This window comes from Ruegeria sp. CDSC054 (assembly GCF_059610645.1).
In genome coordinates this window covers 155,950-182,551 of sequence record NZ_JBXWOA010000003.1, presented here as the reverse complement: position 1 = coordinate 182,551, position 26,602 = coordinate 155,950, and the positions used below count along the sequence as shown (strand labels likewise).

Annotated in this window: 23 protein-coding genes; 19 read left to right on the top strand and 4 right to left on the bottom strand. The window is 55.3% G+C overall.

Going from position 1 to position 26,602, the window contains the following annotated elements; genetic code table 11:
- Positions 1-3: 3 nt before the first annotated feature.
- The 8 genes from AC2FGC_RS08585 (at position 4) to AC2FGC_RS08550 (ending at position 7,867) form a co-directional block, all read left to right on the top strand.
- Entirely contained in the window at positions 4-531 is a 528-nt protein-coding gene (locus AC2FGC_RS08585) for a TIGR02594 family protein (RefSeq protein WP_496782007.1), read from the top strand.
- Complete coding sequence (locus AC2FGC_RS08580) at positions 528-737, top strand: hypothetical protein (protein WP_496782006.1); 210 nt, start codon at positions 528-530, stop codon at positions 735-737. Before AC2FGC_RS08585 ends, AC2FGC_RS08580 begins: the two co-directional genes overlap by 4 nt.
- A complete protein-coding gene (locus AC2FGC_RS08575; RefSeq protein ID WP_496782004.1) occupies positions 734-979 on the top strand; it encodes a hypothetical protein in 246 nt (81 codons plus the stop codon). Before AC2FGC_RS08580 ends, AC2FGC_RS08575 begins: the two co-directional genes overlap by 4 nt.
- A gap of 757 nt (positions 980-1,736) precedes the next feature.
- Complete coding sequence (locus AC2FGC_RS08570) at positions 1,737-2,855, top strand: winged helix-turn-helix domain-containing protein (protein ID WP_496782002.1); 1,119 nt, start codon at positions 1,737-1,739, stop codon at positions 2,853-2,855.
- The gene (locus AC2FGC_RS08565; protein WP_496782000.1) at positions 2,852-3,019 is read left to right on the top strand and encodes a hypothetical protein; all 168 of its coding nucleotides are present in this window, start codon (positions 2,852-2,854) and stop codon (positions 3,017-3,019) included. Before AC2FGC_RS08570 ends, AC2FGC_RS08565 begins: the two co-directional genes overlap by 4 nt.
- 3 nt (positions 3,020-3,022) lie before the next feature.
- Complete coding sequence (locus AC2FGC_RS08560; RefSeq protein WP_496781998.1) at positions 3,023-3,400, top strand: hypothetical protein; 378 nt, start codon at positions 3,023-3,025, stop codon at positions 3,398-3,400.
- Between the two features lie 9 nt (positions 3,401-3,409).
- The gene (locus AC2FGC_RS08555) at positions 3,410-4,780 is read left to right on the top strand and encodes a hypothetical protein (RefSeq protein ID WP_496781997.1); all 1,371 of its coding nucleotides are present in this window, start codon (positions 3,410-3,412) and stop codon (positions 4,778-4,780) included.
- A gap of 669 nt (positions 4,781-5,449) precedes the next feature.
- Positions 5,450-7,867 (top strand): Ig-like domain-containing protein, encoded by a 2,418-nt coding sequence (locus AC2FGC_RS08550; RefSeq protein WP_496781995.1) that lies wholly within the window; start codon positions 5,450-5,452, stop codon positions 7,865-7,867.
- Here AC2FGC_RS08550 and AC2FGC_RS08545 read toward each other — a convergent pair.
- The 3 genes from AC2FGC_RS08545 to AC2FGC_RS08535 form a co-directional block, all read right to left on the bottom strand.
- Positions 7,847-8,617, bottom strand: coding sequence for a VPLPA-CTERM sorting domain-containing protein (locus tag AC2FGC_RS08545; protein ID WP_496781993.1), 771 nt, complete (start codon positions 8,615-8,617; stop codon positions 7,847-7,849). The two genes, AC2FGC_RS08550 and AC2FGC_RS08545, sit on opposite strands and share 21 nt — an antisense overlap.
- Before the next feature lie 789 nt (positions 8,618-9,406).
- Entirely contained in the window at positions 9,407-10,564 is a 1,158-nt protein-coding gene (locus AC2FGC_RS08540) for an acyl-CoA dehydrogenase family protein (protein WP_496724698.1), read from the bottom strand.
- Entirely contained in the window at positions 10,561-11,142 is a 582-nt protein-coding gene (locus AC2FGC_RS08535; RefSeq protein ID WP_496724696.1) for a TetR/AcrR family transcriptional regulator, read from the bottom strand. Before AC2FGC_RS08535 ends, AC2FGC_RS08540 begins: the two co-directional genes overlap by 4 nt.
- A gap of 167 nt (positions 11,143-11,309) precedes the next feature.
- On the opposite strand from AC2FGC_RS08535, the gene AC2FGC_RS08530 reads away from it, so the two are divergent.
- The 5 genes from AC2FGC_RS08530 (at position 11,310) to AC2FGC_RS08510 (ending at position 18,744) form a co-directional block, all read left to right on the top strand.
- Positions 11,310-13,094, top strand: a complete 1,785-nt coding sequence (locus tag AC2FGC_RS08530) for an acyclic terpene utilization AtuA family protein (protein ID WP_496724694.1) — start codon at positions 11,310-11,312, stop codon at positions 13,092-13,094.
- Positions 13,094-14,713 carry an acyl-CoA carboxylase subunit beta gene (locus AC2FGC_RS08525; protein ID WP_496724692.1) on the top strand — a complete coding sequence of 540 codons (1,620 nt, stop codon included), beginning with the start codon at positions 13,094-13,096 and terminating at the stop codon, positions 14,711-14,713. The genes AC2FGC_RS08530 and AC2FGC_RS08525 overlap by 1 nt, the downstream gene beginning before the upstream one ends.
- A 49-nt stretch (positions 14,714-14,762) precedes the next feature.
- On the top strand, positions 14,763-16,736 hold the full coding sequence (locus tag AC2FGC_RS08520) for an acetyl/propionyl/methylcrotonyl-CoA carboxylase subunit alpha (protein WP_496724690.1): 1,974 nt from the start codon (positions 14,763-14,765) through the stop codon (positions 16,734-16,736).
- Between the two features lie 100 nt (positions 16,737-16,836).
- Positions 16,837-17,628, top strand: coding sequence for a TIGR03084 family metal-binding protein (locus AC2FGC_RS08515; protein ID WP_496724688.1), 792 nt, complete (start codon positions 16,837-16,839; stop codon positions 17,626-17,628).
- A gap of 81 nt (positions 17,629-17,709) precedes the next feature.
- Entirely contained in the window at positions 17,710-18,744 is a 1,035-nt protein-coding gene (locus AC2FGC_RS08510) for an AI-2E family transporter (protein WP_496724686.1), read from the top strand.
- Between the two features lie 102 nt (positions 18,745-18,846).
- On the opposite strand, the gene AC2FGC_RS08505 is transcribed toward AC2FGC_RS08510, so the two are convergent.
- Positions 18,847-20,826: a bifunctional 2',3'-cyclic-nucleotide 2'-phosphodiesterase/3'-nucleotidase gene (locus tag AC2FGC_RS08505; RefSeq protein WP_496781991.1), complete on the bottom strand. Its 1,980-nt coding sequence runs from the start codon at positions 20,824-20,826 to the stop codon at positions 18,847-18,849.
- A gap of 388 nt (positions 20,827-21,214) precedes the next feature.
- Here AC2FGC_RS08505 and bioB point away from each other — a divergent pair, with 388 nt between their 5' ends.
- The 6 genes from bioB to AC2FGC_RS08475 are packed head-to-tail and all read left to right on the top strand — an operon-like array spanning position 21,215 to position 26,597.
- Positions 21,215-22,195, top strand: a complete 981-nt coding sequence (gene bioB, locus AC2FGC_RS08500; protein WP_496781989.1) for a biotin synthase BioB — start codon at positions 21,215-21,217, stop codon at positions 22,193-22,195.
- Positions 22,192-23,325: an 8-amino-7-oxononanoate synthase gene (locus AC2FGC_RS08495; RefSeq protein ID WP_496724680.1), complete on the top strand. Its 1,134-nt coding sequence runs from the start codon at positions 22,192-22,194 to the stop codon at positions 23,323-23,325. Before bioB ends, AC2FGC_RS08495 begins: the two co-directional genes overlap by 4 nt.
- A complete protein-coding gene (gene bioD / locus AC2FGC_RS08490) occupies positions 23,322-23,942 on the top strand; it encodes a dethiobiotin synthase (RefSeq protein ID WP_496724678.1) in 621 nt (206 codons plus the stop codon). The genes AC2FGC_RS08495 and bioD overlap by 4 nt, the downstream gene beginning before the upstream one ends.
- Entirely contained in the window at positions 23,939-25,225 is a 1,287-nt protein-coding gene (gene bioA / locus AC2FGC_RS08485; protein WP_496781987.1) for an adenosylmethionine--8-amino-7-oxononanoate transaminase, read from the top strand. The genes bioD and bioA overlap by 4 nt, the downstream gene beginning before the upstream one ends.
- Complete coding sequence (locus tag AC2FGC_RS08480; protein ID WP_496724674.1) at positions 25,222-25,842, top strand: pimeloyl-ACP methyl esterase BioG family protein; 621 nt, start codon at positions 25,222-25,224, stop codon at positions 25,840-25,842. Before bioA ends, AC2FGC_RS08480 begins: the two co-directional genes overlap by 4 nt.
- Positions 25,839-26,597: a methyltransferase gene (locus tag AC2FGC_RS08475; protein WP_496781985.1), complete on the top strand. Its 759-nt coding sequence runs from the start codon at positions 25,839-25,841 to the stop codon at positions 26,595-26,597. The genes AC2FGC_RS08480 and AC2FGC_RS08475 overlap by 4 nt, the downstream gene beginning before the upstream one ends.
- The last annotated feature ends 5 nt before the right edge of the window (positions 26,598-26,602 follow it).

The following is a 26,602-nucleotide window of genomic DNA, read 5'->3' as shown; positions in this document are numbered from 1 at the left end:
GTCATGAAATCAGCATACGACTTGGCGCGTGCCGATCTAGGTACGTGGGAATGGCGTGATGGCCACAATCCAAAGGTTGTCAAATACTTCGCGGACGTAGGTCATGATTGGGTGAAGGATGATGAGACCGCTTGGTGTGCCGCCTTTGTGGGCTCGAAGCTCAAGCAGGCAGGGCTACCCCATACCGGCAAACTCAATGCCCGGTCTTACCTCGACTGGGGCTCCGATGTTGCACTTAAAGATGCAAAAGAGGGGGACATAGTTGTCTTTTCTCGCGGCAACCCAAACGGGTGGCAAGGACATGTTGCCTTTTTCGTGGAAGAGAGCGGGTCAACTATCCGGGTTCTGGGCGGCAACCAAAGCAATCAGGTCAACGTTTCCGCGTACCCAAAGTCACGCCTCCTCGGCATTCGCCGGATGGAGAAAAAAGCCACCTACACGGCTCTCAAGAACCCAACGAAAACAAACCCACTCAGGGCGTTTATCAATGCAATCAAGCAAATCATTAAAGCGTTAGGGATCACAAAATGACATCACAAACTCTGGTATCGCAACCAACTGCAGCGCCGTCCCGCAAGATGACAGCCGTTATCCTGGCGACGTTTATTGTTCATGGCGCTATCGCTGTTTCTGACTACTTCTTGCCGGGCATTTCTGAAGCATTCCCTGCTGCCGAATGGGTCGCAATGCTTACCCCGTTGTTCGCGGGCTACATGACGCGCGACCGGGCCGCATGATCGGCTGGTTACTTGGAACGCGAATTGGTCGTTGGCTGTCCACTGCCGCGGCAGCCGTTGCAGTGGCCTTTGGCGTGTTCCTGGCCGGCAAGCGTGAGGGACGGCAGAAGCAAAAGACCAAAGAACTAAAGCAGGCTCTGAAAATCACCCAAAAAGCACGGGAGAAACAAGATGACATCAACAAGGCTTCTCCTGATGATGTTGTGCGCCGTCTCGATGGCTGGGTGCGTGACGACGACTAAAAGCTGCGATTGGGCTTCACCGATCCGCCCGAGCCGCGCGGACGTGCTGACAGACGGAACGGCTCGCCAGATCCTTGCCCACAATGAAACCGGCTCTGAAGTATGCGGCTGGACCCGCTGAACGACCTATCACGCCTAACACACAACGCCCTGACAGGCAGAAACGAGGCGTGGTGTTCATACGCATTTCACCACCAGAATAAGCCGTTCTGGGCGCTCTGGGTGCGCGTATTCGGGCGAGAGCATTGCCGCAAATCACATTCTCGGTATCACTGACAGGCGACGTTTTGACATAGAAATTAGCAACCAGCTAGTGTGAAATTTTCTCTTAAACACATATAAATAAGCACTTAAACAAAAGTTAACGTTGCAAGTTGCTAATTAATTTGGCAATATTATCGCCAATACCGGACAGGCTTACGCCGGGGAAAGGTAAGCTCAACCGAAAGGTTCTGACATGAGACGTTTAGTTGTAGCAGCAATTCTCGCAATCACACCACTGGCAGCATTTGCAGAGGGCCGAAAGTGTGCCCCAAATGCGGAAATGATTGTCCATCTCAAGGAAAAGTTCGGTGAAATGCCTATGGTTTCTGGCTTCGATGGCAAAGGTCAGGTTGTAATCTGGTGGGGGAACCTCGAGACAGGGAGCTGGACGGCTACCGTAACAAAAGGCCAACAAACCTGCATCGTCGCGGCAGGCGGCCAGTTTCAGCGCGTAGTATTGGCCCCTAACGTCTGAGAAATGGGCACTCCAAAAATGACCGAACAGACAATGCGCGAGGCGCTGCGTCTGGTTGAGGAACACGGGAATGCAAGCGAGGCCGCAAGGGCCTTGGGCATTTCCCGAGGGGCATTGAACCACAGGCTGAGAAAGGCGCGGGACGCCGGCTTACACCTATCGAGCGGTGCCTCAAGCGCAATGCAGGCCGCCAACCTGAATGGGATGGAAGCCAAGAGCGGCTGGCGTGTTATCCAACATGAGGATGGATCGCGGGACAGTGTTTATTGGAAGGCGCCGGAGGTCGATACAACCGATGACTTTCTGGACCGGGTGGCGGCAAGATTTGAGAACATCCCGGCTGTTGAGCCTGTCCCTGCGCCCTCATACAGGGCAAAAGACTTGCTAACGCTTTACCCCATCGCGGATGCACATATCGGAATGCTGGCGTGGGGCAAAGAAACCGGCGAAGATTACGACACGGAAAAAGCCTGTAAGCGCCTTACGTCTTGGATGGGACAGGTCATACAGGCATCTCCACCATCTGAGACGGCTGTAATTCTTGATGTCGGAGATCTGACACATGCGGATGACCAGACGAACCAGACGCCAGGCTCAAAGCACCAGTTGGACGTTGACACGCGCCACTTTCGCACGCTGGACATAACGATAGACACGCTTGTTGCAGCAACGAACCTTGCCCTGAAAAAACACAAGCGAGTGATTGTTCGGATCATCCCCGGCAATCACAACAAGGAAAGTTGGCGGACTATTCTCTTCGCAATGGCGCGGCACTACCGGCTAGAACCGCGCGTTGAGGTCCAGGTCGACCCTATGGAGTTTTTCGCGTTGCAGTTCGGCAAATGTATGCTGACCGCGCACCACGGCGACAAGGCTAAAGCTGAACGCATGGTTATGTTTCTGGCGGAAACATTCCCCTCCATGTGGGGAGACACCAAATATCGATACCTTTGGACCGGTCACTTGCACCACCATAAGAGCGCGGACATCGGCGGCGTTCAATGGGAGCAGTTGCGAGCCCTGACAGCAAAGGATGCATATGCGTTTAATCACGCCTATTGCGCCGGTGCTCAACTACAGGCAATCACCTACCACAAGGAAAAGGGTGAAGTTGGCCGCGTGAAGGTGGCGGCATGAGAGCAATCCGTCATTCGGTTGGCACGGTCAAAGTATGCGACGGCCGCCTGAGCATTTTTAGCGACCACGGCTTGCTTGCTGAGATCACTTTAACAAAAGCACAGCGGCTGCAACTCATTGCGGAACTTGCAGACGAATTGAGATATCCGCCGGAAAAAGGGTAAACCATGAGGATTTCACTAGGGGTTCAGCTTCAGAATAGCGGCGGCAGCATTATAACTGCCGTCGTTTCGCCATCTATGGGGGCGTTAACAAACACGGACACCCCCGCTGACGGGTACAATATCGGAACTTATGCCTCCTCAGAGGGTACAATCTCAAGTGCGACCCCGACCTACTATGTCAACGGGTTTGAGGAGGCTGGTACGTATGACTTGCAGGACGGGGACGAAGTGTATGCGCGCGTCTTAGTTACTGACAGCGAGAGTAACACTCGAACATTCACCACGAACCGCAGTTCTGTGCCACTTGGGGCCGATGCATTGGCATTCAATGGCAGTGAAATGCAATGGAACACTGACCCGTTAATCTTCAACGCAGTATGAGGCTAAAAAATGGCTACTGAATTCAATACAGGCACTGACGCCTCCCTGAACGAAGCGGTAAAAAGCCGCTATGAGGCGAATGCAGACACAAACGCATTCACCGATGCCGAGAAAACCAAATTGGCCGGTGTTGCTACGGGAGCGACCGCGAATAGTGGCGCTCTTGCGGACCAAGACACAGTCGGTACATCCGACATCAGCGCAACGGGAACTGCCAACAGCTCCACCTTCCTGCGAGGTGACGGGCAGTGGGCTACCCCGGCCGGTGGCGGTGGTGGTGATCTGCTAGCTGCTAACAACCTGTCAGATGTCGGTAGCGCGGCTACATCGCGCACCAATCTCGGGCTTGCCATTGGTTCGGATGTTCAAGCCCATTCCGCGGTTCTCGATGCGACTACGGCATCATTTACCACGGCGGATGAGACAAAGCTGGATGGTATCGAAACCGGGGCGACGGCTGATCAAACGAATTCCGAAATCGAAACCGCGTATAACGCACAAGTCACTCAGGTATCTGCCGGTGAGAAAACGGCTGGTACAGAGACAGCGGTTCGCCGGTTCGCCCCGCAAGACATTCACGACATGATCGACACTCACGCAGCGGGTGGCGCGGCTGGCGATGCATGGAGCGATCCGGTAGACGCAAACATCACGTTTGACGGTGACGGGACGCGATCAATTGGGTCGATTAGCGCGCGTGCCGCCGCGGTATTCTCTGATTCCTTCGAGATGGGCGGGAAAACCGTTACATCATTCTCGGGTTCAGACCTATCCGTTATGACTGGAACGGCCGGGGTGAACGGTGATGTTGCCGTGTTCAATACGGATGGTGATATCGTCGGGGAAACTGGCGCTGACATATCGCTATCTGGTGACCAACTTACGCTTGTCACTGTGGACCTGAGTGGCGTTGTAAACGCGCAGTTCCTAGTCGGTGATGCAAACGGAAACCTAACAACCCAAACAGATGCTCAGGTAAAGACGGCTCTTGGCTACTATACCTCTGCTGATGTTGGCGTTTCGATCCAAGGCTTTGATGCTGATACTCTAAAGGCAGACACTGCCGATGTCCTTACCGCAGGTTTTGCTCATACCTCTCACAACGCAGGTACACAGACAACCGGAACCTTCACGCCTGATGAGGCTAATGGAAACATGCAGCATGCTGTTAACGGCGGAGCCCACACTCTCGCGCCCCCAGCAAATGATTGCACAATCATCATTCAGTACACCAACAATGCCAGCGCTGGGGCAATTACGGTTTCTGGTTTCACAAAATCAACAACGGATGACCTGACGACTACAGATGGTGATGATTTTCTGTTTTACATTACCAAGGTGAATGGATTTTCCTCACTGAGAGTGGAGGCGCTGCAGTGATAACGCCATTTATTCCATACTTCGCGCCCCCGCCTGTAGGTGGAGGTTCAGCCCCAACTTTTGAAGGGTTTAGCAATACTGGCGGATCGTCCGCTATCACCCTGGCATGGCCGACACACCAGACTGATGATATCGGGCTGGTCATTACAACCTGTAGAAATAACGACACCCCGGAGGATCCTGTAACAGGGTGGACTACGCTTGGTTCCTCGACAAGCGCAGATTCCAAGAGCATTCTATATTGGAAGCGGGCAGCGAGCGCCGCTGAAGCAGACTTTTCTGCCGCGGACCCCGGAAATCACCAACACACTTCAATGTTCGTAATTCGCGGCTGCACAACCGGGGCAACCCCTCTTGCAATTCTGGCTAACAATACAGCAGCTACATCAACTGCAGTTTCTGTTACGGGGGGGACCACCTCTGGCGCAGATAGGCTTGTTCTACAAATTTGCGGGCATGGGATTGACGCGGGCGGCGCTCAGTTGTCAGGCGGCGTAACAAACGCATCTCTAACTAATCTGACCCTTGAATACGACAACGGCGCGAGCGCAGGCGGTGGTGGCGGGCATTTCTGCGCGTCGGGAACGCTGGCAAGTGCAGGAAGCACAGGTGCCCTGACGGCTACCTTGGGTACGACATCCGCCCAACAGCTTATCACACTAGAATGCATTGGAGCATAAAGTGCCGATATTAAAATTCTCTGGAAATATTCTTCGCAGATCAGGTGCTGGCGGTAGACTTAAACTCTCCAGCCTCCCCACCAATACGCCTCCTGTTGCGTCCGCCTTATCCTTTTCTGTAGATCAAGACACACAGTATTCCGGGTCTGTCTCTGCTACGGATGCAGACGGCGACCCGTTGACATACTACGAAGAATTCAACCCAGACAATCCAACACTAGGGACCGTTAACCTGAACGCTGACGGTAGCTTTACATATGACCCGCCGTCGGGGTATTTCGGCAGCGATCAGTTTAGGTTTTCCGTCGAGGACGGTCGAGGCGGTGTTGATGAGGGCGCGGTGACGATTACCGTAAATGAGGTGGGCGGCGCCCCCACGCTGGCGATAACAAGTATCACCGGCACGAGTACTGGACCAAACAGCGGCAATCTATCTGTCACCGTCAATAAGGCTTGCACGCTCTATTGGCGGTTTAAGTCCTTCACGGCTCCAACGGACAAGCAGACCGACTTCAATAACACCGAAACCATCACTCAGGCCGGGACATATGTTTACCCGAACGGGGGTACTCTGGTTGACAACCGGCTTTACTATGTAGGCGTATGGGCAGAGGATGGCACTACCGAAACCGCGATTTCTACTGACAGCTTCACAACCGGAACAGCGACCAATACCGCGCCGACAAATCTCAGGTTTGTCTCTGGTGGGACCAGTAAGAATGTTTCGGAAAACGCTACATCTGGGCAGGTGTTCGGTACGATCATTGCTGACGGCGTTCCAACACCTACGTTTGCAGAGTCCACGGATCCCGATGGAAAGGTAACGGTTAACAGTGACGGAACCGTTGATCTGTCAGCGGCACTTGATTATTCCGTTTCCACATCTCACACCTTTAGCGCAACGGCCACAAATAGCGAGGGAACATCTGCCGCGCAGTCGTTTACCATCAATGTTGTTGAAAGTAGTGCAGGGAATAACGACGACGCGGGCGACCCGCCGGCGGGCTTTGACTACCAGGTTTCCGACCAGACAACATTAAACACCCTCATAAACGGCTGGACGATATCAGGCGACACCATTCAGGTTCCCGGTGCATCCCAGAAAGTCATTCAATTGACAGCGCCAATCAGCGGAACCCTTGATATTTCAAACAAGAAATTCTCCCACAAGGTGATCATCCGTTCTATAGGTCCATACACCCAGAGCTACATTGCAAGCGGCGCTGATCTGGGTAAATACTCTGGCACGAGATACACGGGTTCGGATGTTGGCGGCGGCGTCAACATGACAAACTCTGAAAACGTCGAGTTATTTAGGCTGGCAATCACAGGTTCTGTGTTCCAAGGCTATCACGTAAATGCCGATAACGTTGTTAATTGCGGCCTACGCAAGTGCTGGCTTGCTGGTGATCCGTATCCTTTGGATTTAGACGCTATTGATCTAAGCCCAAAAACGAACAGGGTTTTGAGTCCAAACCAGACAAACGGTTTTTATGTTGAGCACTGCTATATCAGCCATTGTTACAACGCTGGAATTGTGATGAAGAACAGCACGAACAACACTATTCGTGGCTGCATAATGCACGGCTTGCGTCATGATAACTATAAACAGGATGGCTCCTCAACCGGTCGGTTGTTCGAGGAAAACTGGTCATGCAGGACAACGGTTCGGCAAGACCCCGATCCGGCAGATGGTGATGGCGCGCACACAGATTGCCACCAGACACAGGGAGGTGGAACCCATACCAATGGTACATATCGCTATAACGTGTTCTGGTATGGTCCCCGTATCAACCCGGCAAGCGGTGATGTTGGGGCGCATTCGTCCAAACAGGGTTTTTTCTTTGGAGGGACAACAACAACCGGTGATCACATCATGGAGCAGAATTGCTTCTGCCTAAATCACGCAACGGTTATCGGATACAAGAACAACTCAGGCGGAAATATTACCCGCTATAACACCGCCATCCCATACTTGATGGGAAACGGACAGGGTAATTCAATGCCGACGTTTGAGGGAACCAAAGATTACAATATCATCAGCACCAACAACAACCAGTCAGGTAATGCTGGCCCAAATGGGATATTCATAGATCACGGCAACGTTAAAAATGATGACTATGACTTTGCCGCTCTGGCTGCAGAGCCTCATTTTTCAGACTATCCGAGGGATAGCGTTGGGTTTGAGATTATGCTTCCATCGGCCGGTGCGTCGTCAAGGGCGCATTGGCAGAACGCAAACCCGGCTGGATGTTATGAACTTCTGGAACGTGTATTCTCTCTGGGCCTGCATCCTGGAAATCGTGGCTGGCCTGTTTCAGAGCCTTGGGAGCGTATGTATAACCCGAATGATGCCATCTCAAGCACCTACACGGGAACCTACGATTCAAACGGAGATAACGTTTGACTTTCGACGCAAGAAGCCCAAGCCAGCTAGCCCTACCAGGAGCAGGGTAATTGGCGCGGGCAGGGGCACCGGAGCAATGGATGCGTGCATGCTAGTGATTTCAAGATGCGTGCACGTATCAAAGCGGCACCAGTGAGTGTTGGTGGTGTCGCTTGTTAGACCTCCCCAAGAGCCACTATCAGGGCCAGAGAAAAGCGTTCTGATGGTGAATGTGTCGAGGTTGTTAAACCCGGTCAAAGCAAACAAACCGGACGCCGCCGCCGCTGTTATCTCATGGGATGCAACCACAACCCCGTTTCTTATGCCGTAGAAGCCGTACAGCGGCCCTGCGTATGGCCCCCCGGCTGTGGTCCACGAGGCATAATCCGTGGATGTTCTTGCGGGCACCGGGTCTGAACCGGTTGTCTCGATCGTGTTCCATGTCCTCGTGGGGTTCAGGTCTATCGAAGCGACTGAAAACCGCGCACCATCTTCCCGAAAGACGTTCGATTCAGTAAGGCTGTCATCGTCCAAGGTCAGCCCTTCTTTCGCTGGGCCATCGTTGTGCCTGGAATCAACGCCAAAGGTATACCCGCTGGATTTGTAGCAAAAGAATTCACATCCCGCGAAATAGACTTCTTCGTCAGGCATTGTGAAATCCACGGTAGTTGCGCCAGCACTGGTAGCTAATAGGCAGGCGGTTGCGGCTAGAAAATTGCGCATTTTTACCCCCACAAAAAGAATCAAATAATTATCTAGCGTAACACGCATTCAAAAAACCGCAAACGAGCTCGGCCCGAGTGGTCGGGCGTTTTTTTTTGCGTTTTTCTCCAATGCTCTAACTGTTGTTTCCCGGTTTCTTCCTTTGTTCTCGCTATGTTTGGGGAAATTTTAAGGCTAAGTCTCTGATTTCTTACAATCCGCGCAAAATTTAGGTTCTGGCGCCGCAAGGCGTGGGGGTTCAAGTCCCTCCACCCGCACCATATCATTTTAGAGAATTTTCCTGTCCGGACCGCCTTTGAGGGCTTTCAGGCAATCACCAAAGTTTTGTACTGGACAGCCGACTGGATTTTGATGTTTGAACAGTCGGGTCCGCTCGCCAAGCGAACGATTAGGTGACTGCATCCATGGTGAAAACACCGGCCTCTATGATTTGGAAATGCAGGTTACATGGCCTGCATTTCGGAACGCGCAGTCAGGAGAACAGGTAGTAGGTCGTTGGGGACGTGGCTAAAATAGCCAGTGCAACGACAAGCCAAACCAAAACGCAAACCCAGTAGGTTCCCGGATTTTCAGCGCGAGTTACCCGTTCCCACAAGTAGGTCGAACCAAACACCAAGTCTCTGATAGCCCATAACAACAAGCCAAGCCCCACATAGAACCAAATATCCATAATTCCCTCGCGTGATGAGTTTGGCGCAACTTAGGTTGTCAAAAATGATTGCGCAATTGTGCATTGATCATTTTCGGCAATTGCTGACCAAAGAATTTGGTTAATTTCGGCCTTTCAGCGATCTCTTCACGTCCATAGCACGCGCTTGCGGACCCACAACGCCGCCACTATTGCCCGGCCAATCCCATCTGGCGCACGGCCAGGTCGCGCATTATCTCTTCGGATCCGCCGCCAATTGCCATTATTTTGATTTCGCGCCAGACCCGCTCGACCGGATTACCCAGCATGTATGCGGCACCGCCAAAGATCTGCATCGCTTCGGAAGCAACAAATTGCAGTGACGTCGTGGCCTGAACCTTGGCCTTTGCAATTTCGGCGACTGGCATCAGGCCCTGTTCAATTGCCCAGCAGATCCGTTCGATATATGCCTCATTCATATCAATCCGGGCAGACATTTCTGCAAACTTGTGGCCAATGACCTGATGTGCGACCAGTCGCCTGCCGAATGTCTCGCGTTCCCGTGCCCAGTCCAGGGCACGATCGTAGCATAGTTTCATCATACCCAACGAAGCGGATGTCAGGCCAAGCCGTTCAAAGTTAAAGTTGTTCATGATTGCGATAAAGCCCCTGTTCTCAGGCCCCAACAAAGCAGTAGAATCCAGCTCGCAATCATCGAAATGCAGCGTCGCTTGCTGTGAACTGTGCCAACCCATCTTGCCACCCAACGGCGTGCGGCTGAACCCGGGCGCGTCATGAGGGACCAAAAACAATGAGATACCGGTCAGGCCCGGACCGCCAGTGCGGGCGCCGATCACAAACCATTCGGCATCCATACCCCCGGTGATATAGGTCTTTTCCCCGTTCAGAATCCATCGGCCGCCTTTGCGCTCGGCACTTGTTTGAATATTGGCAACGTCCGACCCTGCGCCTGGTTCGGTGATCCCAAGGGCCGACATCATGCGCCCCGAGATGATCTCGGGCAGCACTTTCTGTTTGAACTCCTCGGAAGCAAATTTCGCAATTGGGCTGATTGAAATCGTACGTCCCCCAACGGCGGCTCCGATACCGGATGCCCCACAGCCGAACAGGATTTCACTATAATCATGGCGCATAAAGGCGTTGTCGAAACCTAGACCGCCGTATTCCTCATCGATCCCAAAGCCAAATACGCCGAACTCAGCAATTGCGGCATGCAACTCCCACGGGACGCTGCGATCCGCCTCCCATTGCTCAATATGAGGTTTGATTTCGGCATCGACAAAACGCTGGAAATTTCCGCGGAAAGCTTCGCGTTCAGGGGTCATGAAAGGGGATGGCAGGGTCATTTGACCTCCTCAACGTCATTTTCGGGCAATACCTGAAGCTGGCTTTCCATCATGCGGGCGAAGCGATCCATCATCTGCGTAAGGTATTCTGGCGATGAAACGAATTTCTCATGCAACAACAAACCACGCAGGAAATTCCTGGCGATGCTCCACAACAATTCAGTGTCGTTACGGTCACCCGTTGCGCTGACATACCGGGCGGAGATCAGGCTGAGGTTCGACTTGTCCCAGTCTCTCAGGCTCTGTTCAAGCATGCCGAACAGTTCCGGATCGGTTCGGCAAGCAACCAGAATCTCGACTATGGCGCGCCCACCTGCGGAATTTACGATATTGGCCCAGGCAGACATAATCAGGTCATAGACGGGCTGAGGCGCGCGATCATGTGGCCAGAGCGGGTTTTGCGCATTGCCCAATAGTCGCATCGCGGTCGCTGCGACCAATGCCTGCTTCGTGGGGAAGTGATGCGTTATTGCCCCGCGTGAGATACCCGCCTTGGCTTGTACTTTGGCAAAAGTGGTCTCGGCATACCCAAGCTGATCCAGACAAGTGACCGTCGCATTGCTGATTTTGGCCTGCATATCTCGGGACCTTTGATCCTGGACTGAGGGTTTTTTTGGCATCGATTCCGTCATCTTCCGTCGCGTCGCAGTGGTAAATCTTCGTTGACCAAGGTGGTCAGTAAATCATAAAAACAAAACAGTCGGTCTGTAAACTGCGGATCGCACTCAAGCGGGAGAGACGTGGCGTGACACATTCTCTGCGGATCGGAGGAGCAAGTGGTTTTTGGGGGGATGCCCCTCATGCGACACAGCAATTGCTGCGTGCCCCAGGGCTCGATTTTCTGGTCTACGATTACCTCGCCGAAATCACCATGTCGATCATGGCGCGCGCCCGTCTTAAAGACCCCCAAAAGGGATATGCGGTGGATTTCGTCTCTGACGTTATGGCCAACAATTTAACCCAAATAGCCGAGCAAGGCGTCAAGGTCTTGTCAAATGCAGGCGGGGTCAACCCAGTTGCCTGTGCTGGTGAATTACGTCGCAAATCTGCAGAGTTGGGATTGAACTTGAAAGTTGCAGTGGTCGAAGGCGACGACCTGCTACCGCGTGTGGCTGAGTTTGTCGATCGGACTGAGATGTTTTCCGGTGCACCGATGCCACCGATCGAAAAGATCGCCTCGGTGAATGCTTATATTGGGGCTGGGCCGATATTGGCGGCGCTGCACGGCGGTGCTGATATCGTCATCACGGGCCGCTGCGTCGACAGCGCTCTGACTCTGGCGGCGTGCATGTATCATTTTGGATGGCGGCCCGAAGACCACGACTTACTGGCTGCCGGGTCGCTTGCGGGGCATCTGCTGGAATGTGGACCCCAAGCCACCGGAGGCAATTTCACGGGCTGGAAATTGGCAGGCGACATCGCCAAGATCGGCTATCCAATTGTCGAGGTAAACGCCGATGGCGGGCTGGTCCTGACCAAGCCGCAGGGCACAGCTGGATGTGTGACCCCGGCTTCGGTCTGCGAGCAGATGCTGTATGAGATCGGCGACCCGCAGTCCTATATTCTGCCTGACGTGATTTGCGACTTTTCCAATGTCAGGATTAAGCACTCCGAGCCAGACCATGTAACCGTTTTGGGTGCAAAAGGCCGCGCGCCGACCGGGCAGCTCAAAGTGTCCGCCACCTGGGCGGATGGCTATCGCGCGGGCATTACGATTCTGATCAACGGGCGTGAGGCACGACAAAAGGCGAAGGCTTTTGCCCAAGCGGGGTTGGATCGTGCGCGCGCTGTCCTGCACCGGATCGGTGCTCCCGACTATCGCGAGGTGTCGTTTGAAACCTTCGGAGGTCGGCCTGGCGACAGCGATTACGAAGAGATCTCGCTCAAGGCAGCCGTGAAACACGACGACCCTCGCGCGGTTGGTGTATTCCTGCGTGAGATGACCGGGTGCGCACTGGCCGCACCGCCGGGGTTGCACATCTTTACCGGAGGAGGGCGTCCAAAGCCCTCGCCAGTCGTTGTCCTGTTTTCCTTCTTGGTGCCAAACGACACGCTGACCTATTGCGTAACGATGGATGGGGACGATATCGCATACAATCAGCCGAAAACGTTCCTGCAAGACCCGGAACCTGTCCCGGCAAAAGCCCCGGAAATTACCGATGAAAAGGTGACCGAGTGGATCACATGCCCTTTGGAAGATTTGGCCTGGGCAAGATCTGGGGACAAAGGCGACACCGCAAACATTGGGGTCATTGCGCGCCATGCTACCTTTTTGCCCTATATTTGGGCTGCGCTGTCCGAAGCGACGCTGGCAGCTGTTTTTTCTGACCATCTATCCGGCAGGGTCGAGCGGTTCTATCTTCCAGGAACACATTCCATCAACATTCTGCTGCACAATGCGCTGGGTGGCGGTGGCGTCGCCTCGTTGCGCAACGACGCGCAAGGCAAGAGTTATGCCCAGATATTGCTGGCCACACCGATCAGGATTCCTGCAGAGTTATCCTTATACACCGAGCGAGGAGAAAGCTGATGGGTTTTGTCAGTAAAGTCGTCCGCGATTCTGACAGCTTTGCCAAGAACCGAGGCGATATGCTGGCTCTTGTCGACGAGATGCGCGCGCTTGAAGCGCGTCCTGTCGCCCTGTCAGAGAAACGGCGCGAACGGATGGAGGCCCGGGGGCAGATCACACCCCGTGACCGTTTGGCCCAACTGTTGGATCCCGGAATGCCTTTTTTGCAACTGCACGGGTTGGCGGGCTACTGTGTCGATACAGGCGATCCCGAGCAATCGGTTCCGGGCGCGTCATTGGTCATCGGCATCGGCTTCATCTCGGGCGTGCGCTGCATGATCATCGTGGACGATTCAGGGATCAAGGCCGGCGCGATGGTCGAGATGTCAGCTGCGGCCTTCCTGAGCGCGCAAGACATGGCATTGAAACAGAACCTGCCTTTTGTGCATCTTGTCGAAAGCGCCGGTGCAAACCTGATGGAATACAAGGTCGAATTCTGGGCCAATGGCGGCAAACTGTTCCGCAATCTGGCCCGCCATTCGGCCGCAGGGCTGCCCAACATTGCAGTGCTGCACGGCCCGTCAACCGCCGGTGGGGCCTATATGCCCGGCCTTGCAGACTATGTCGTTGGCGTGAAGAACAACGGTATGGCCGCCTTGGCCGGTGCCGCCTTGGTTCACGCGGCGACGGGCGAAAAGGCCAATGACCGTGATCTGGGCGGGTCCGAGATGCATGCCACCACATCCGGGCTGGTCGACTATCTGGCCGAGGATGATGCGCACGGTATCGAAATGGCGCGGAACGTGATGGCCCGGCTGGATTGGAACAAATCCTTGCCTGTGCGTCGCAGCAAAGAAGTGCAGCCACCGAAATATGATGTGGATGAGATCGCAGGCATTGTTCCAACCGATTATCGCGTTCCCTATGACGTCCGCGAGGTTGTGGCCCGCATAGTTGACGGCTCGGATTTTGAGGATTTCAAGCCCGACTATGGCTCAGCGACTGTCTGTTTGCAGGCCGCAATCAATGGTATCGCTGTGGGTATTCTTGGAAACAACGCGCCACTGGACCCTGCAGGCGCGAACAAAGCCGCACAATTTATACAGTTATGTGGTCAGGCCGATATTCCCCTTATTTTTCTCAATAATATCACAGGGTTCATGGTCGGCACCCAATATGAACAAAGCGGCATGATCAAGCATGGGGCCAAGATGATCCAGGCCGTTACGTCGGTCGATGTGCCCAAGATCACGCTCTATGTCGGGGCAAGTTTCGGGGCTGGCAATTACGGGATGTGCGGCTACGCCTATGACCCGGACTTCCTGTTCGCCTGGCCCAATGCGGCAACGGGCGTGATGGGCGGCGCGCAAGCCGCCGGGACGATGGAACTGGTCGCGCGCGCAGGGTTCAAACGCAAAGGGATCGACCACGACGAAGCCAAACTGTCTGCGCAGAAGGCAGCGATAACAGCGCATTTCACACGACAGGAAAATGCGTTTTATACCTCGGGCCGGTGTATCGATCATGGCGTCATTGACCCCCGCGACACACGGCGCGTGCTGGGCTTTTGCCTTGAAACCTGCCTTGAGGGGCGCGCGCGAACGGTCAAACCCAGTTCGTACGGGGTGCACAGGTTCTGAACATGCTGCATAGCTCACCAAATCCAAGACAGATAGCAGAGGCTGAGGCATGACATTCGACACGCTTCTCGTTGCCAATCGTGGGGAAATCGCCGCGCGTATCATGCGAACCGCCCGGTCGCTTGGGCTGCGCACAGTGGCCGTTTATACAACCTCTGACGCGCGAGCACCCCATGTCGAACTTGCTGATGAGGCGGTTTGGATCGGTGAAGGGCCGGTTGGTGATAGCTATCTGAATGCAGAAAAGACCATTGCTGCCGCTCAGAAAGCCGGGGCAGGGGCAATTCACCCGGGCTATGGGTTTTTGTCCGAAAATGCGGGTTTTTCAGCGGCAGTCGAGACCGCGGGTCTGACTTTTATAGGACCCGATCCCGAAGCGATCCGGCTGATGGGCGACAAGGCCGTCGCCAAACGCCTCATGATTGGCGCGGGCGTTCCCTGCGTTCCAGGGTATGAAGGCGATAATCAATCGGATACCGCTCTGGTCACAGAAGCGGACAAGATCGGCTTTCCCATTATGGTTAAAGCCGCAGCTGGTGGCGGTGGACGCGGAATGCGCGTGGTCCAATCCGCCGACGCTCTTTCTGAGGCGATTGCGCTTGCCAGATCCGAGGCCGAGAACGCTTTTGGATCCGGCAAATTGATCCTTGAGAAAGCGATCGGTGATGCGCGCCATATCGAATTTCAGATTTTTGCCGATAGGTACGGGAACGTAATTCATCTGGGCGAAAGGGAATGCTCGATTCAGCGTCGCCACCAAAAAGTCATCGAAGAAGTCCCAAGCCCCGCCATGACGCCAGAATTGCGCGAAAAAATGGGAGCCGTGGCGATTGAGGCGGCCCGTGCGGTGAACTATCGCGGCGCCGGAACCGTGGAGTTCCTATTGGAACCGTCCGGCGTTTTCTATTTCCTTGAAATGAACACCCGACTGCAGGTTGAGCATCCTGTCACCGAGATGGTCACTGGCATCGACCTAGTGGCGCTACAGATCGCTGTCGCGCAGGGTGACGCCCTTCCGATCTCTCAGGAAGACGTCACCATGAACGGCCACGCCATTGAGGCGCGGCTTTATGCCGAAGACCCCGCTAACGGATATCTACCGGCAACCGGTCCAATTGATTTCTGGCAGGCTGCGACTGGACCCGGAGTGCGTGTGGACTCCGGCATTCAACAAGGGCAGGAGGTATCGCCTTTCTATGACGCCATGCTTGCAAAGATCATTGCGCATGGTCCAACCCGCGAAACGGCACGTGCGCGGCTGATCAAGGCTGTGAACGAATCTATTTTGCTGGGAACGGTGACAAATTCGCGGTTTCTTGCAGATGTGCTGCAGCACAGAGATTTCATTGCCGGCGATGCAACGACAACATTTCTGGATCAGACCTACCCCCGGGGCTTTCCTGCGTACCGGGTAACTGCGCCGGACATCGCCTTGGCGGCCGCGCTGTTGTTGGATGCGGATCAATCCCGCGCAAGGGCGGCGGCGGGATATGTCTCAACCGAACAGTTGGGTTGGTCCAGCGCAGCCTTGCCGCCGTTCGCCGTGACGCTTGCCTATGTTGACGAAGAGATACAAACGCGCGCACTCGCCCGCCCCGAAGGATGGACCGTATGGGTTGAGGGCAACGCGTATGATGTCTCGTTTATCAAGCGCAGTTGCGGGAAGGTCCGGGCACGCATAAATGACAACACCGTCGACGCCACCGCACACATAACCCGCGACACAGCCCAGATCGCCATCGGCGCCGAGCGCCTGACGTTTCGACGCCTGCGTCCCGGTGCATTGGATGCGGGAACGATCGCTAGCGGTCGCGTCACCGCCCCCATGCCGGGTGCCCTGGTCGAGGTGGCGGCAAGACCTGGTCAAAGCGTTTCGAATGGCGACTGTCTGGCCGTTCTCGAAGCCATGAAGATGCAGCACCAAATCACTGCCGCCGTTGCGGGCGTCGTGACCTCTGTACACGTTGAGATCGGACAACAGGTGGCGGCGGGGGATGTTATGATCGAGATTGACGAAACATAGGTAGAATTGGGTGTGTGTCGGCTACCGCCGCTCAGGCACTGCATCCGGGGACATCGAACAGGCAAACACAAAATCGAGGGAACAAGCAGTGCAACAGGCAATGGATTTTTTGCAAGAAAGCGAGGCATTGTTTGCCATTCTAGCCGATATTTCGGGCGACCAATGGGAAAACCAAACCCAGTTCAAGGGATGGACGCTGAACGATGTTCTGGTGCATCTGCACTATTGGAACCAGATGGCCGATTTGTCGCTTCAGGACCCCGACGCATTTGCTGCGCGCATTGGCGCATTGTTTGTCAAAGCCAATGCCGAAGGGCTGCGCGCAGCCGAGAACGAAGCGATTTTGCTGCGTGGGAACGAGCTGCGCGATGCTTGGCGGACACTTTACACAGATATTGGCACACGTTGGGCCGATCTCGATCCCAAGCACCGGGTGAAATGGGCCGGTCCGGATATGTCTGTACGCTCGTCGATCACGGCCCGCCAGATGGAGACTTGGGCACACGGGCAAGAGATTTTTGACGTTCTTGGTGTCGAGCGCGTCGAACAGGACCGAGTCAAGAACATCGTCATTCTGGGTGTGAATACCTTTGGTTGGGCTTATCAGGTCAACGGCAAACCTGTGCCCGAGGCGATGCCGCGACTTGAACTGACCGCACCTTCCGGAGCCTTATGGGAGTTCGGTGAACCGGGGGACAATCGGATAACAGGACCTGCGGTAGAGTTTGCGCAAGTCTCGGCCCAAACCCGCAACATCGCAGATACATCTCTAAAGGTGGAAGGGCCGGTTTCTGCCGAATGGATGTCAATCGCGCAGTGTTTTGCCGGTGGTCGCGAAACGCCTCCAGCACCGGGTAGCCGTCACTGCGCTCGGGGCGCTCAGATTGCGTGAAAGACGTTGAATATAAGCCTAGAACCCGGCACAAAAGGACCCACACGTCCGACCGAAAGCGAAGATATGCTGCAGTTTAATGTGACAAAACTTGCATCTGGCCTGATCGTCGCTGTTGTCATCGGCTGGCTGCTGGTGCTGGGCAAGAGCATTTTTCTTCCGGTGCTTTTGGGCATTATCGGAATATACATTCTGGACTCGACCGCCTCGACAATCGGCCGTGTTCCGGGGTTGCGCCACATTCCACGCCGCGGGCGCCGTTTACTTGCACTGCTTGCCATATTTCTAACGCTGATTCTGATAGGGGTTTTTCTTGAGGCAAACGCGCAAGCGGTCGCCCAGAATATCCCGCGTTACCAAACCAACCTAAAAGCGCTGGTTGACTCGGCAATGGCGATTTTGGGTGTCAAAAAACTGCCAGACTGGTCCACGATCGAGCAGACGATTGCTGGCAAGTTCGATGTTTTGGGTTTTGTGCAGGGGACGCTTTCCACAGTGCAGGGTTTCGGGACGGTCATGTTAATGACAATCCTTTATATTGTGTTCATCCTGTCCGATCTGGACGATATGCCGGAAAAAGTTAGAAAGGCTTTGGGTGATGCTGAAACAGCTGACCGGTCGCTGCAAATTGTCGCCCAGATAAACCAGAAGATTGGCAGCTACCTAAGCGCAAAGACACTGATCAACGTCATTTTGGCTGTGATCTCATATGTGATCATGTTGTTGCTTGGCATCGAGTTCGCAATGTTCTGGGCCATATTGATCGGCCTTTTGAACTATATCCCATACCTGGGTTCCATTGTTGGTGTTCTGTTTCCCGTCATGCTGAGCCTCGTGCAATTCGGCGGCATCTGGCACGCCGGTGTCGCGCTGATCGCGCTCATGGCCGCTCAGCTGTTTGTCGGAAACTTCCTTGAACCCCGCCTGGTCGGAAACTCGGTGAACCTGAGCGGGTTTATGGTGCTGTTTTCGCTGACGATCTGGACCGCGATGTGGGGTCTGGCAGGCACCATATTGGCGATACCGTTGACTGCCGTGGTGATGATCATCTTGTCGCAAATCCATTCTACGCGACCGCTGGCGATTTTGATGTCAGAAAGCGGTGAACTTGACTGATTTTTCCAAAGCCCGGTTTTAAGTGATCGAATAATTCGTCATCTTTGGTGCGCGACCGCCACCCATTGGTCGGGGTGACGGTCGGTTTATAAGTTCTGACGTTTAAAGATTGATGCGGAACGCGGCAAAACCATCGGCGCCTTCGCCTGCGTCTTCGATCACCACTCCATTGACGTCGCTCATATAGTCGCGCGCTTTGGGGCCGGTTTCGAAAAGCACCGTGGTATCTGCGAGCGGGGCGAAGGACCAGTTGGCGTCCGCCTTTGGATCGATTGTGCCCTGCTCGACAATGTAACGCACGATGACGTCGCGGTTGGTGTCTGGGGCCTCGAAAACAATCGTGTCACCCAATGCGCCCGGGAAGGACCCGCCGCCAGACGCGCGGTAATTGTTGGTGGCGATGATAAACTCCATATCATCCGTAACTGGCGTGCCGTTGAAGGACAGGTTCACAATCCGTGCCGCGTCCGGGTTTACTTCTTCGCCTTTTGGTCCAAATCGCGAGGGCTGAGACAGGTCGATCTGATAGGTCACGCCGTCCATTACATCAAAGTTGTAGGACGGGAATTCCGGGTTCAGCAGAATTGCGTCGGCTGAGCCCGGCTCAACCTGATTGAACATGCCTGCCGAACGCTCCAGCCAACCCCGGACCTGTGCCCCGTTCACGCGGACCGCCCGCACGGTGTTTGGATAGAGGTACAGGTCAGCCACGTTTTTGATGGCCACATCGCCCACTGGAACATCGGTATAATACTCTGGACCACCACGACCACCGGCCTTGAACGGGGCAGCGGCCGATAGGATGGGCAGCCCCTCATGCTCTGTGCCCTTTATCATCTCTTCAACATACCATTTTTGTGCGATCGAAACGATTTGCACCGACGGATCATCCGCGACGAGCGCGAAGTAGCTGTGCAAAGGCGCCGCCGTCTTCCCAACGGCGCGGCGCACATAAGCCAGTGTTTCGTCGTGATCTTTGGCAACCGAATCCAGCACGGTCTGGTCGTCGCCAACCAGCGCGGTGATTGAGCGATCTTCGTTGCGCTTTGATATCGGGCGCGCCTCGGACGTCGTTGTTACAACGCGCCATTCATTCCCGTCGCGTTCCAGCAGCAGGTCCAGCAGACCCAGATGCGAGCCCCAGAATCCGCCCATGACTGCCGGTTTGCCCAATAGTGTGCCTTTTTCGACGTCGATGCCTGGACGATCCGCGAAGGTGGGCGAAGGGAAGACCAGGTGATTGTGGCCTGTGACCAGCGCGTCGATGCCATCGACACCGGCCAGCACGACTGAGGCGTTCTCCATCCCATCAGTGTGATCGGCCTCACCGATACCCGAATGCGATAGGGCGATGATTAAATCACAGCCTTGCTCTTGCATTTCTGGCACATAGGCTTTCGCGGTATCGACGATGTCGCGGGCCTGAACGTTGCCTTCAAGGTGCTTGCGGTCCCAATTCATGATCTGTGGTGGGGTAAAGCCAATAACGCCAACCTTGATTGGATGCTTGCTGCCGTCGCCCATTTCAATTTCGCGGTCCAGAATGGCGTAAGGCTTGACCAAAGTTTTGTCGTCGCGTGGCCCCGCGCCTTGTTCCTTGACAATATTGGCCAAAACGACCGGGAAATCTGCACCGGCGAGTGACTTTTCCAGAAAATCCAAACCGTAATTGAACTCGTGGTTGCCCAAAGTAGCGGCGTCATAGCCTACGGTGTTGAATGCGGCGATGATCGGATGGCTGTCGCCTTCTTTCATGCCACGCTCATAAGCGATGTAGTCGCCCATTGGGTTGCCCTGCAAAAAGTCGCCATTGTCCACAAGCAACGAGTTGGTTGCCTCTGACCGAATGTCATTGATGATCGATGCGGTACGCGACAGGCCTACCGTATCGCGCGGCTTGTCTGCGTAGTAATCATAAGGGAAGACATGCACATGGATATCGGTGGTTTCCATGATCCGAAGATGCGCCTGATTGTCGGCAGCAGCGGCCGAAAACGGGTGTAGGGTGATTGCGGCGGCGCTGGCCGTAGTTGTGGCAAGGAACTGGCGGCGAGACATCGAAAAACGGCTGGAGGAGGTCATTGGGAACCTTTCAATATGTGGCTAACGCGCCTTCTGCATGACTTACAAAACAATCGTGTGACACTGGTATCCTACGCGTTTGCAGCGGCGCGGCGCATGCGGGAATGTTTGGTACTGATGCCCATTGTGATCTGCTTACCCAATCATGGCAACATATGTCGTTTTGAGACGGTGGATTATCGCGCGGTGCATATTGCGGAAATGGCGGCAGCCGAATTGGGGCAGAATGCTCGGTATCGTTTGCTAAAGCGGCGTTGGTACATCGGGCTATCGCAAGCATCCGCGTTTTTCCGCCTGAGTGACGCGGAAGGTAGAATCTGGTTGTGATAGCAATCTTTATCTATAAAAGTATGCATAGCCATGAGAGTTTTCGAAAAGTATCTATAAAATGAAAAACACCACCCCGATATGGTCCAGTGAAGCTGCTCAAGCTCTGTATGACCTTCCGCTGATGGATTTGCTGTTTCGCGCGCAGACAGTGCACCGCGAGAACTTTGATCCCAACAAGGTCCAGACATCGAAACTGCTGTCGATCAAAACAGGTGGCTGTGCCGAAGATTGCGCCTATTGCTCGCAATCAGCACGGAACGGATCAAAACTGTCGGCCTCGAAACTGATTGAGGTTCAGCGCGTTCTGACCGAAGCCCGCAAGGCCCGCGACGGTGGGGCAACCCGTTTCTGCATGGGCGCTGCGTGGCGCGAACCCAAAGACCGGGATATGGATGCCCTTGTTGCCATGGTCGAAGGCGTGCGCGAGATGGGGATGGAAACCTGCATGACTCTTGGCATGCTGGACGATAATCAGGTGGTTCGTCTGCGCGATGCGGGGCTGGATTACTATAACCACAACATCGACACGTCCGAGCGGTATTATCCCGAAGTCATCACCACGCGCACCTTTGCGGACCGCATTGACACGATGAACCGCGTGCAGGAAGCGGGTATCAAGGTCTGTTCCGGCGGCATCCTCGGGATGGGGGAAGAGGTTCAAGACCGCGTCGATATGCTGGTCACATTGGCCAATATGAAACCGGCACCGGATTCAGTGCCGATCAACATGTTGATGCCGCAAGAAGACACGCCTCTGGCAAACGCCAAACCGATCGATCCAATCGACTTTGTAAGGGTCATTGCTGTTGCGCGGATCATGATGCCACAGTCCTACGTGCGCTTGTCCGCTGGGCGCAGCGACATGAGTGATGAATTGCAGGCCATGTGTTTCTTTGCTGGCGCAAACTCGATGTTCGTAGGCGAAACGCTTTTGACGGCAGAAAATCCTGAAGAGGACACCGACGCCATTCTGTTCAAGAAGCTTGGGCTGCAGGCCGAAACCTCGGCTGAAAAATCCTGTTTGGATGCTGCTGAATGAAGGCATTGAGTCGTCTGAACTCGATGCTTGAACAGCTGGACACCCGGCACCGCCGCCGGGTGTTGGCACCGCCGCGTGGTCTGGACTTTGCGTCCAATGATTACCTTGGATTGGCGCAATCGGCATTCCTTCGCGATGCCGCGCAAACCGCATTGGCGCAGGGCGTACCGCTGGGATCCGGTGGTTCTCGCCTTTTGCGGGGCAATCATCCCGAACATGAGGCACTTGAACACGAAGCAGCCGCCTTTTTTGATGCTGAGGCTGCTTTGTTCATGGGCAGCGGGTTTCAGGCCAATCAGGCGATTTTCTCGACCCTTCCTGCCGCCGAAGATCTGATCCTTCACGATGCTTTGGTTCATGCAAGCGCGCATGAAGGCATGCGGATGGGACGCGGCCAAACACGTGCTTTTGCCCATAATGATGTTGCCGCAGCACGTCTGGCCATTGAGGCGTGGTTGGCAGAAGGCGGGTCTGGCCAAATCTGGATCGCCGTGGAAAGCATCTATTCCATGGAGGGCGACCTTGCGCCCTTGGTCGCGCTGTCTGATCTGGCCTGTGAACACGGTGCCATATTGGTCGTCGATGAGGCCCATGCGACCGGAGTATTTGGCCCGAACGGAAAGGGTCTGGCGCATGGCCTCAAGGCTGAGTTGCTGACTTTGCACACATGCGGCAAAGGGTTGGGGGTTTCTGGAGGGCTGATTTGTGGCCCGCGGGTGTTGATCGAAACATTGATCAACCGCGCGCGCCCGTTTATCTTTGCGACATCCCCATCTCCGCTCAATGCGGCCCTTGTTCGCGTGGTTCTGCAGCATCTTCAAACAGATAGTTCGCTGCCCCTGAACGCCCTGTCCCGCACCCGCCACGCGCATGCCGTTGCACGTCAGATCGGAACACCCCAAGAGGCGCTGAACAGCCAGATTATCCCCATAATTTTGGGCGATGACGCCAAATCCATGGAAATGGCCGCAACGTTACAGGCCAAAGGTTTTGATGTCCGTGGTATCCGGCCGCCGACCGTGCCACGGGGCACGTCGCGCCTGCGCGTGTCGATCACCGGCAACGTGGGCAAGGATGACATAAGCGCCCTGTTCGAAGCACTGGCGCATCAACAGACGGAGGCGGCATGAGCGCTGTAATCGTCACAGGCACCGACACTGGTGTCGGAAAAACGGTTTTTGCTGCGGGCCTGACGGCCGCGCTTGGCGCAACCTATTGGAAGCCGGTGCAATCCGGGCTTGAGGATGCAACGGACACAGAAACCGTCGCGGCGCTTTCCGGTGCTGTAATTTTGCCGGAAGCCTATCGCCTGAACATGCCAGCCTCACCACATTTGTCGGCCGAAGACATGGGCGTCGAGATTTCGCCGGATCGGCTTGCGCTGCCGCAGGTCAACGGACCCCTGGTCGTCGAGGGGGCAGGCGGGATCATGGTGCCGCTGAACCGCAAGACCTTTTTCCTTGATGTCATCTCGGTGTGGCGGGCGCCCGTGGTTCTGGTGGCCCGGACCGCATTGGGTACGATCAACCACACAAGCCTGTCCCTGATGGCTTTGCGGGGCGCAGGTTGCAACGTCGTCGGCGTAGCGTTTGTAGGCGACGCTGAGCCAGAGGTTGAACAGACCATCGCCGAGATGTGTCAGGTTACCCATTTGGGACGCTTGCCGCACCTTGAAACCCTGTCGCGGGGTACGCTGTCGGATGCCTTCCATGCGATCGATTCCGCAACAATTCGGAGGGCTCTGTGACCGCTCTAGAGTTTGATGCTCGCCACCTTTGGCATCCCTATACGAATGTTCTGAACCCCGGTCCGATGCATCTGATCACCGAGGCCGAAGGGGTATGGCTGACCCGGGAAGACGGCACTCGGATGATCGACGCAATGTCGTCGTGGTGGTGTGCGGTGCACGGGCATCGTCATCCGGCCATTACTGCTGCGATGCAGGAACAGCTGCGGCAAATGCCCCATGTCATGTTCGGTGGCCTGACGCATCGACCTGCAATTGACCTGGGACGCAAGCTGGTCGAGCTGTTGCCTGACGGGCTGGATCGCATTTTCTACAGCGACAGCGGATCGGTCGCGATTGAAGTCGCTTTGAAAATGGCCGTGCAGTTTCAGATGGCGCTGGGTCACACGGGGCGCACGCAGTTTGCGACCATTCGCGGCGGTTATCACGGGGACACATGGAAAGCGATGAGCGTCTGCGACCCCGAGAATGGGATGCACGGGCTGTTCAGTGGCGCGCTGTCAATCCAACATTTCCTGCCACGCCCGCCGATATCGTTTGAGCAGGAATGGACGGATGATCCAACCCTGAATGGGCTGGATGCTTTGGAAGACCTGCTGGAAACCAAGGCCGATCAAATCGCGGCCCTGATCCTTGAGCCTGTGGTGCAGGGCGCGGGTGGTATGTACTTCTATCACCCCAAGTGGCTAAAAGGCGCGCAAGACCTGTGTAAAGCACTTGGAATTCTTGTGATTTTTGACGAAATCGCGACCGGGTTTGGTCGCACGGGCGAACTGTTCGCGATGAACCACGCCGAAGTGGTTCCGGACATCATCTGTTTGGGCAAAGCTTTGACTGGCGGCCATATTACTCTGGCCGCGACCGCCACGACTGAAGATGTCGCGCGCCGAATTGGGGAAAGCGAAGCCAGCGTTTTGATGCATGGCCCGACCTATATGGCCAACCCGCTGGCCTGTTCTGCTGCGGTGGCCAGTCTGGACCAACTATCGGTCAGAGATTGGCGCGCCGAAGTGCACGCGATCGCCGACCAGATGAAGCAAGAACTTGCCCCCGCACGTGAATTGCCAGGCGTTGCCGATGTGCGCGTGCTTGGCGCGATCGGGGTCATCGAAATGGAGCAATGGGTTGATCCCGCGGTCGCGCATGCGCTGGCACCCGATACCGGCGTTTGGTTGCGCCCGTTTGCCCGCAACATCTATTGCATGCCGCCTTACATCATCTCTGCGAATGAATTAAGCCGTGTCACATCGGCCATGATCTCGCTCGTCAAAGGCATGTCATGAAACAGCGGTGGTTATCGCGTTCGGGAACGGATGAATTGATCCTGATTTTTGGCGGTTGGGCGCTGGGGCCCGCGCCTTTTGCTGGGCTTTCAGGGCGCAGCGATGTGCTGTTCGTCGACGACTTTCGCCACCTTGACGATCCTCTGCCTGACATTGCGCGATATGATTGTGTCAATTTGATTGCCTTTTCTTTTGGCGTCGCGTCTGCGGCCCATTGGCTGACGCAAACCGGATATTGCCCTGATCGGCTGATTGCAGTCAGCGGCACGCTATGTCCGGCTGACCCCGAGCGTGGCATCGCGCCGGATATGATCCGCGCCACGGCGGAAAACCTGACCGCAGCCAGTTTCGCAAAGTTCTGTCGCCGCGCCGGATTGAACGGGCCGGTTCCCGAAATTGATATGGAGGCCGCGCAGGCAGAGCTTCACGCCGTGATCGACCGTGGTGGCGCACCCGAGGTGGCATTTGACCGGATTTGGATCCCCCAGCGGGACCGTATCATCCCGACCCCCGCGCAAGAGGCGGCATGGGCGCACCAACAATCTGCCGTGCGTGGTATTGCCACCCCGCATGTCCCGTTTCGCGACGGTCAGAACTGGCAGGAGTGGGTCTCATGAACGTGCAGATCGCAGACCGCGTCCAGCGCAGTTTCAGTCGCAGTTTCCGCAGCTACCACGGATCAGCGAGCCAGCAGGCCAAAATCGCGGATCGGCTGGTCCATGAGATGCGGGCCGGCGGCGCGCCGGACCGTTTCCCGGCCGGTTTGGAATTTGGGTGTGGTACCGGCCACCTCACGCATCGGGTGTGTAGCGCATTCGACATTGGTCAGTTGACGGTCAATGACCTGTCGCCCGAAGCGGCTGAGACCGCAACTGCGGTCGGCGCGGACTTTTTGTGTGGTGATGCCAAAACTGTTGAATGGCCATCTCAGCCCAATTTGGTCATTTCCGCATCCATGATCCAATGGCTGTTCGATCCCGCAACCTTCTTGCAAAAGGCGGCCAACGCATTGGCTCCTGGAGGGTGGTTGGCGGTTTCGGGCTTTGGACCAGAACAGTACCGGGAGCTGGTGAAAGTCGGCTCCACAGCCAAAGCGCCGGGCCTGTGCCGATCTGAAGATTTGGCCGCGGCAGTCGAAGGCCAGTTAGAGATAATCAGTTGCGGCGAAAGCCTTTCTGCACTGCACTTTGATACACCCCGAGGCGTTCTCAATCACCTTCGAAGAACTGGGGTCAACGGGCGCGCGCTGAAGGTCTGGACCAAAACCAGTCTTGCCCAGTTCTCGGAACAATATGTCCGACACTTTGGCGACGATAATGGCGTGTCCCTGACATATAACCCAACTTGGATCGTGGCTCACAAAAATAGCTGAGTGCT

Excerpts from the sequence above, each read along its gene's own strand:
- AC2FGC_RS08560 (WP_496781998.1), top strand. The coding sequence starts at position 3,023 with ATGAGGATTTCACTAGGGGTTCAGCTTCAGAATAGCGGCGGCAGCATT.
- bioD (WP_496724678.1), top strand. The coding sequence starts at position 23,322 with ATGAGCGCTGTAATCGTCACAGGCACCGACACTGGTGTCGGAAAAACG.
- AC2FGC_RS08525 (WP_496724692.1), top strand. The coding sequence starts at position 13,094 with ATGGGTTTTGTCAGTAAAGTCGTCCGCGATTCTGACAGCTTTGCCAAG.
- AC2FGC_RS08585 (WP_496782007.1), top strand. The coding sequence starts at position 4 with ATGAAATCAGCATACGACTTGGCGCGTGCCGATCTAGGTACGTGGGAA.
- AC2FGC_RS08535 (WP_496724696.1), bottom strand. The coding sequence starts at position 11,142 with ATGCAGGCCAAAATCAGCAATGCGACGGTCACTTGTCTGGATCAGCTT.
- AC2FGC_RS08505 (WP_496781991.1), bottom strand. The coding sequence starts at position 20,826 with ATGACCTCCTCCAGCCGTTTTTCGATGTCTCGCCGCCAGTTCCTTGCC.
- AC2FGC_RS08545 (WP_496781993.1), bottom strand. The coding sequence starts at position 8,617 with ATGCGTGTTACGCTAGATAATTATTTGATTCTTTTTGTGGGGGTAAAA.
- AC2FGC_RS08480 (WP_496724674.1), top strand. The coding sequence starts at position 25,222 with ATGAAACAGCGGTGGTTATCGCGTTCGGGAACGGATGAATTGATCCTG.
- AC2FGC_RS08555 (WP_496781997.1), top strand. The coding sequence starts at position 3,410 with ATGGCTACTGAATTCAATACAGGCACTGACGCCTCCCTGAACGAAGCG.
- AC2FGC_RS08570 (WP_496782002.1), top strand. The coding sequence starts at position 1,737 with ATGACCGAACAGACAATGCGCGAGGCGCTGCGTCTGGTTGAGGAACAC.
- AC2FGC_RS08565 (WP_496782000.1), top strand. The coding sequence starts at position 2,852 with ATGAGAGCAATCCGTCATTCGGTTGGCACGGTCAAAGTATGCGACGGC.
- AC2FGC_RS08495 (WP_496724680.1), top strand. The coding sequence starts at position 22,192 with ATGAAGGCATTGAGTCGTCTGAACTCGATGCTTGAACAGCTGGACACC.
- AC2FGC_RS08575 (WP_496782004.1), top strand. The coding sequence starts at position 734 with ATGATCGGCTGGTTACTTGGAACGCGAATTGGTCGTTGGCTGTCCACT.
- AC2FGC_RS08520 (WP_496724690.1), top strand. The coding sequence starts at position 14,763 with ATGACATTCGACACGCTTCTCGTTGCCAATCGTGGGGAAATCGCCGCG.
- bioB (WP_496781989.1), top strand. The coding sequence starts at position 21,215 with ATGAAAAACACCACCCCGATATGGTCCAGTGAAGCTGCTCAAGCTCTG.
- AC2FGC_RS08515 (WP_496724688.1), top strand. The coding sequence starts at position 16,837 with ATGGATTTTTTGCAAGAAAGCGAGGCATTGTTTGCCATTCTAGCCGAT.
- AC2FGC_RS08540 (WP_496724698.1), bottom strand. The coding sequence starts at position 10,564 with ATGACCCTGCCATCCCCTTTCATGACCCCTGAACGCGAAGCTTTCCGC.
- AC2FGC_RS08580 (WP_496782006.1), top strand. The coding sequence starts at position 528 with ATGACATCACAAACTCTGGTATCGCAACCAACTGCAGCGCCGTCCCGC.
- AC2FGC_RS08475 (WP_496781985.1), top strand. The coding sequence starts at position 25,839 with ATGAACGTGCAGATCGCAGACCGCGTCCAGCGCAGTTTCAGTCGCAGT.